This window comes from Devosia sp. (assembly GCF_040509215.1).
Taxonomy (GTDB): Bacteria; Pseudomonadota; Alphaproteobacteria; order Rhizobiales; family Devosiaceae; genus Devosia.
The window spans coordinates 1-3,873 of the sequence record NZ_JBEVLL010000342.1 but is presented as its reverse complement, the minus strand read 5'-3'; the positions used below and the strand labels follow the sequence as shown (position 1 = coordinate 3,873).

Here is a 3,873-nt window from a genome sequence, read left to right as displayed (position 1 = left end):
GCTATGGCCGCTCAATCTCGGCTCAAGTCGAGATTGGGGCTTTGTTGGACAGCCGGCACCTGGCCTGAATGGGCGACGTCTCCCGCTCAGCATGGGCAAGGGGCTCGGCGGCGGTTCGAGTATCAATGTCATGGTGTGGGCGAGGGGGCATAAAGAGGACTGGGATCACTTTGCCTCAGAGGCCGGTGACGACGCCTGGGGCTATGAGTCGATCCTGGGTTACTACCGGCGGATCGAAAACTGGCAGGGCGCCCCTGATCCCTCCCGCCGCGGCGCGGGAGGGCCGGCCTATGTCGCGCAGCCACAGTCACCTCAGCCTGTTGCTGAAGCTCTGTTGAGTGCCGCGTCCACGATCGGCATTCCGGTCTACGATACCCCAAACGGCGAGATGATGGAGTCCGCAGGCGGCGCCTCGATCGCTGAACTTCGGATCCGCGACGGGAAGCGGGAGACGGTGTTCGAGTCCTATATGCGCCCGCTTATATCTCAGCCAAACCTCACGGTGTTGACTGGGGCGTTGGTTACGCGCCTGATATTCGAAGGCCAGCGCGTGATCGGGGTCGAAGTGCTTCTCGAAGGCAAGAAACACCAGTTCATGGCGCGCTGCGAGACCGTTCTTTCGCTCGGAGCAATCAACACGCCGAAAGTCCTGATGCAATCGGGCATCGGCCCGGAAGAGGAACTGCGATCACACGGTATCGCCGTCGTTCAACACCTGCCCGGTGTAGGTCGCAATCATCAGGATCATCTCGCCTTCGGCTGCACCTGGGCGTACCGAAAGCCAGAAGCCGTTGGCGGTAGCGGTTGCGAAGCAAAACTCTACTGGAAGAGCGACTCGCGTCTCGCCCAGCCGGACATTCTCCAGTGCCAGCTTGAGTTTGCTGTTCCGTCGCCGATCGAAACGGGTCTCGAAACGCCGGAACATGGCTGGACGATGTTCAACGGCCTTGCACAACCGAAGAGCCGTGGTCGGCTGCAGCTCTCCGGTCCGGATTTCGATGATCCTATCTTGATTGAACCAAATTCACTGAGCGAGCCGGAAGACATGGCTGCCGCCTTGGCCGCAGTGGAATTGTGCCGCGAGCTTGGGAACAGCGATGGTTTCAAGCCTTTGGTGACGGGCGAAGCGGCTCCGCGTGCACGCACTAGATCGGGGATGATCGACTTCATCCGGCGTTCTGCTGTCACCTACTGGCACCAGTCCTGCACCGCCAAGATGGGGCGCGATAGCATGTCGGTAGTCGATCACGAGCTCAAGGTTTACGGGATCGAAGGCCTGCGCATCGCGGATTCTTCGATCATGCCGCGGATCACGACCGGCAATACGATGGCGCCTTGCGTTGTCATCGGAGAGCGTGCGGCCGATCTGATCCGGAACATGCACGGTCTCGAAGCCGCCGGCGAAAATCAGGCTCTGGTCAGCTGAACTTCGCTGTAGAACTCGGTGGCTGGCTTCCGCCAGCCGCCGCTGATCGATTATGTAAAGCGGTCCAAATCAACGAAGTTCGATGATAGCAACGGGTCGTCGGTTCGAATCCGCTCAAGAGGTTGAAAGTGCCGTATGGGACACGGCGGTTCAAAATTCATCTGGAAAATGTCATTCGATTGAATTACATTGCTACGAAATGTAGGAGATTGCCATGGCCGCTAACGCGCTTGTTCAAACACGTATCGATGCCGAAGTTCGGGACCGCGCTTCTGCTGTGCTTGAAAGCATGGGCCTCACAGTGTCTGATGCGGTCCGTATCATGCTTACCCGGACTGCTAACGAGGGGGCACTGCCTCTTGAGTTGCTTTCTGGCAGTGAAGCGCATGACGCTTGGTTTCGGACCAAAGTCCTTGAAGCGTTGAATGATACTCGACCGGATTTATCGGACGACGAGGTCGAGGCGCACTTTGCAAAGCGCCGAGCAGCCGCTCTACTTAAAGCCGGTGCGCGAGAATCGTGAAGCTCACTTGGTCTGCGTTTGCGTTGTCGGATCGCGACGCCATCTTCACATATATTGAGGCAGGTAATCCTACAGCGGCTGTTCTGATCGACGAACGGATAGTCTCTGCTGCTCGTCGTTTGCTCGATTTTCCCGCAAGTGGCCGCGTGGGTCGAATTGCTGTGACGCGCGAACTTGTCATTAATGGCACACCCTATGTTGCCGCATACGCCATTACCGAGACGACAGTTCGAATCCTCCGCGTACTTCATGGCGCGCAGGAATGGCCAGAATATCTGCCGGTAAGCTGACGACCGCGCTCGCGTGGGTCAACGGTTCTGATCCCCATCAAGAGCGTAACGACGAGGTCGGCTCGGACGTAGGCTGTAGCCAACATCCAAGCCAAGCATCTCATTCGATTTTATGCAGCTTCCCAGACTTGGTTGAGGATCCTGGCCGCCAGCGCGGCCTTATCTTGCGGCAGGAAGCGACCATAGTGCTGTTGCACGACATCGGGCGTGTCCTGAATAGCGTAGCTTGCCTGTTCGTATGATCCGGTCTGCTTCAGAATATGCGTCGCAAGAATGTCCCGCAGGTTATGCGGTCCATGTGGCAGCAGGCCCTTGATCGCACCCCGTCCAGTGTAGGGATTGTAGATCCCGAAGCGTTGAATGACGGTCCGCCAAGCCTCATAGAACGTCGTCGAGTTGTAGGCCGCATCGAGGCTGGTGGTCTTGACCGTTTTTACGAACAGGGTTCCGGGATCTTTGGCTCCGCCGAGCAGAACACCACGATGGCGGTCGATGTAAGCGTCAAGGTATTTGTAGAGATCGAGCAAGTCGGGCAGGATCAGCCTGAACGGCTTCTGTCCGAAGAAGGAGGAGCCAGAGTTTTTGAATGCGACCGATGGGATAAGGACCTCCCACCCATGGTCGCGATCGCTCCACCGCAACTCGCCGCATTTCATGTCTTCAAGCCGGCGCTCTGATGTCGGATAATGTCCGCGGGGGCAGATACGAAGTTGGCGAAGGTTTTTTTGTCTGAGCCCGAGATGGAGGCCAAGCCGGAGGAGCAAGAAGGACCTGACGGCTTCGGCCGCCGGCCGCGGGTATCGGCTTTCATCCGGCATGCGTCTCACGATCTCATCTGTGATCTTCCGATATTCCGCCAACGGGCTTTCTGCTTCCAGCACGCACATGATTGGTTCGAACGGGTCGCGGTGTACACGCATGACGCGTTGGATTTCCTTGGATCGATTGGCGGCATGCCGATGAAACGCATCGCAGGCACCATGCCAGTCGCGAGCCGCGAAATCGATTTCTTCCTGCTCGATCAAACCCGCGATGGGCCTGACATTCCGAAGGAGTTCCGGGTGCTGCCGGATCCAGCCAACGTCCATGCGAGAAAGAGCTTGGGCGACCATCAACATGTCCTCTTCCCATTTGGTATAGAAACCACGCCGCTGTTCCCGCCACTGTAGATACCAGTCCCAAACACCGGGGAAGACGAGAAGGCCGAAACTCAACTGGCTGACTGGCACACCGTAACCCTTCACGGCACCATTTGGCGAGGCAGCCAGTGCACCAAACATCAAGCCGAGGTGCTCAGTCTTCTGGGAGGCTGTTTCTTCACCCCAGACGCCATTACGCTGAAACCCAATAGCCGTCAGCGTCGAAGTTTTGAAGCGGATGAGATCAGCCATTTCCATTGCAAGCCTCGGCGGCGCATCGACAACGCCAGAGAGCAGATCCGGATCATCAAGTTCCGCCGCGAGGTTCTGATTGGCACCGGCCGCGGATGCCGACGATTGAGCGGAAAGAAAGCTGCCGCCATAGGTGACGCCGGGAAAACGTATGGCATAACGCTGCTTGCTGGCTGCTGCCTGATAGCGGCGATATTCAGTAGAGCCGGAAATGATCACCCGGCGCACCCAATCGAGGATCTC

Annotated in this window: 3 protein-coding genes and 1 pseudogene; 3 read left to right on the top strand and 1 reads right to left on the bottom strand. The window is 57.8% G+C overall.

From position 1 onward, the window contains the following. From ABW043_RS19525 to ABW043_RS19515, 3 genes are all read left to right on the top strand, one after another. Positions 1-1,426 (top strand): GMC family oxidoreductase (locus ABW043_RS19525; RefSeq protein ID WP_353922871.1); only part of this gene is annotated, 1,426 nt, incomplete at its 5' end. Between the two features lie 214 nt (positions 1,427-1,640). Next, on the top strand, positions 1,641-1,949 hold the full coding sequence (locus tag ABW043_RS19520) for a type II toxin-antitoxin system RelB/DinJ family antitoxin (RefSeq protein ID WP_353922870.1): 309 nt from the start codon (positions 1,641-1,643) through the stop codon (positions 1,947-1,949). Beyond that, on the top strand, positions 1,946-2,239 hold the full coding sequence (locus ABW043_RS19515) for a type II toxin-antitoxin system RelE/ParE family toxin (RefSeq protein ID WP_353922869.1): 294 nt from the start codon (positions 1,946-1,948) through the stop codon (positions 2,237-2,239). Before ABW043_RS19520 ends, ABW043_RS19515 begins: the two co-directional genes overlap by 4 nt. A 110-nt stretch (positions 2,240-2,349) precedes the next feature. Here ABW043_RS19515 and ABW043_RS19510 read toward each other — a convergent pair. Then, positions 2,350-3,873, bottom strand: a pseudogene (locus ABW043_RS19510) (hypothetical protein); the annotation flags it as partial.

Bases quoted from the DNA above. Each gene is read 5' to 3' on its own strand.
- ABW043_RS19520 (WP_353922870.1), top strand. From the start codon at position 1,641: ATGGCCGCTAACGCGCTTGTTCAAACACGTATCGATGCCGAAGTTCGG.